This is a genomic window from Brevundimonas sp., from assembly GCF_019636155.1.
Classification (GTDB): Bacteria; Pseudomonadota; Alphaproteobacteria; order Caulobacterales; family Caulobacteraceae; genus Brevundimonas.
This window is the reverse complement of the sequence record NZ_JAHBYB010000037.1, coordinates 1-2,428: the sequence shown is the minus strand read 5'-3', so window position 1 is coordinate 2,428 and position 2,428 is coordinate 1. Positions and strand designations below refer to the sequence as shown.

2 protein-coding genes are annotated in these 2,428 nt (G+C 67.5%); both read right to left on the bottom strand.

Annotated elements, in window-relative coordinates:
- The coding region (locus tag KF910_RS14225; protein WP_292264077.1) for a complex I subunit 1/NuoH family protein at positions 1-699 on the bottom strand (699 nt) is incomplete at its 3' end.
- Between the two features lie 3 nt (positions 700-702).
- Positions 703-2,428, bottom strand: a 1,726-nt coding sequence (gene nuoG / locus KF910_RS14220) for an NADH-quinone oxidoreductase subunit NuoG (RefSeq protein ID WP_292264075.1), incomplete at its 5' end; no start/stop codon positions are given.

The following is a 2,428-nucleotide window of genomic DNA, read 5'->3' as shown; positions in this document are numbered from 1 at the left end:
GGACTCGGCCTCGGGCAGGTCGAACGGCGGGCGGTTGGTCTCGGCCAGGGCCGAGATGAAGAAGACGATGGCCATCGGGAACATGACGGCGATCAGGGGCCAGGTGTCGGCCCCGCCGCCGAAGGCGTTCCAGTTCCAGATCCAGCCCGACTGCTGGGTCACGATGGAGGTCAGGTTCATCGTCCCGGCCAGCAGGATGACGTTGATGATCACCAGGCCGATCGAGACCTCGTAGGACACCATCTGGGCGGCGGACCGCAGCGAGCCCAGGAAGGGATATTTCGAGTTGGAGGCCCAGCCCCCCATGATGATGCCGTAGACGCCCAGCGAGCTGATCGCCAGGATGTACAGGATGCCGACGTTCAGGTCGGAGATGACCCAGCCCGGCGCGAACGGGATCACGGCCCAGGCCATGAAGGCCAGGATGAAGGTGATCAGCGGCGCCAGCAGGAAGACGACCTTGTCCGACCCGGCCGGAACGACGATCTCCTTCAGCACGAATTTGAAGAAGTCGGCGAACGACTGCAGCAGGCCGAACGGCCCGACCACGTTCGGTCCCTTGCGCAGCTGGACGCCCGCCCAGATCTTGCGGTCCGCCAGCAGCAGGAAGGCCAGGGAGATCAGGATGCCGACCGTGACCAGCAGGATCTGGCCGACAGTGATCAGGGTCCAGCCGACCGGAGTGCTCCAGAATTCCATGGCTTACTCCGCCGCCATCGCGGCCGGGGCGATCCGTTCGGCGGACAGCTCGGCCATGGTCGCGCTGGCCCGCGCGATCGGGTTGGACAGATAGGGATCGGCCACCGGCGAGACGAAATCGCCCTCGCCCAGATCGCCCTTGGCGCCCAGGGAACTGACGTCGAACGCCGCGGCCGGCGCCACATAGTCGATGCGGCCGAAGGTCGGATGGTCGGCCATCAGGCGGGCGCGCAACTGGTCCAGGGTGTCATACGGCAGGGTGTGGCCGACGCGTTCCGACAGGGCGCGGAGAATGGCCCAGTCTTCCTTGGCCTCGCCTTTCGGGAAGACCACCCGCTCGGCCATCTGCACCCGGCCCTCGGTGTTGACGTAGAGGCCCGGTTTTTCGGTATAGGCGGCGCCCGGCAGGATGACGTCGGCGCCGTGCGCGCCTCGGTCGCCATGACTGCCCAGATAGACGCGGAAGGCGTTGGAAGCCGTGGCCTCCACCTCGTCGGCGCCCAGCAGGAACAGGACGTCCAGCGCCTTCGGCTTCAGCATCTCGGCAACGTTCAGCCCGCCCGATGCGGGCACGAAGCCCATGTCCAGGCCGCCGACGCGCGCCGCCGCATGGTGCAGGACGTTGAAGCCGTTCCAGCCATCCGTGACCGCGCCGACCTTCTTGGCCAGGGCGCCGACGGCGTTCAGCACCGCCGCGCCGTTCGGACCGCTCAGGGCGCCCGCGCCGACCACCACGGCCGGACGTTCGGCCTTGGTTAGGGCGTCCATCACCGCCTTGGGCAGTTTCGACAGGGTCTTAGCCCCCGCGCCCAACCAGTTGTAATCATAGGTCAGATCGACCTGCTGACCAACGACCCCGATCTCGGCCTTGCCGGCCAGCCAGCTCTTGCGCAGGCGGGTGTTGACCAGGGGCGCCTCACGCCGCGGATCGACCCCGACCAGCAGCACGGCGTCCGCCGCCTCGATCCCGGCGATGCCCGAGTTCATCAGCCAGCCTTCGCGTGGGCCATAGCCCAGGGCCGCCCCGTCCTGACGGCAGTCGGTGTTGGCCGAACCCAGGGCGCGGAACAGGTCCAGCGCCGCCTTCATCGATTCCGCATCCTGCAGATCGCCGGCGATGACGCCGATGCGTTCCGCCCTGGCGGCTTTCAGCTTCTCGGCCACGACGCCCAGGGCTTCATCCCAGGTGGCGGACCGCAGCTTGCCGTTCTCGCGCACCCACGGCCGGTCCAGGCGGCGCGCGGTCAGGCCGTCGACGGCGTAGCGGCTCTTGTCCGACAGCCACTCCTCGTTGACGCCCTCATTGACGCGCGGCAGCACCCGCATCACCTCGGCGCCGCGGCTGTCGGCGCGGATGTTGGACCCCACGGCGTCCATGACGTCGATGGTCTCGGTCTTCTTCAGCTCCCACGGGCGATAGTGATACTGCCACGGCCGGTGGGTCAGGGCGCCGACCGGGCACAGGTCGTTGACGTTGCCCGACAGCTCGCTGTCGATGTTCTTTTCCAGATAGGTGGTGATCTCGGCGCTTTCGCCGCGCGAGATCATGCCGATGTCCGGCACGCCCGCCACCTCGGTGATGAAGCGGACGCAGCGGGTGCACTGGATGCAGCGGGTCATGAAGGTCTTGACCGTCGGACCCATGTTCTTTTCTTCGACCGCGCGCTTGTTCTCGGCATAGCGCGAGCCGTCGCGGCCATAGCCGACGGCCTGGTCCTGCAGATCGCAT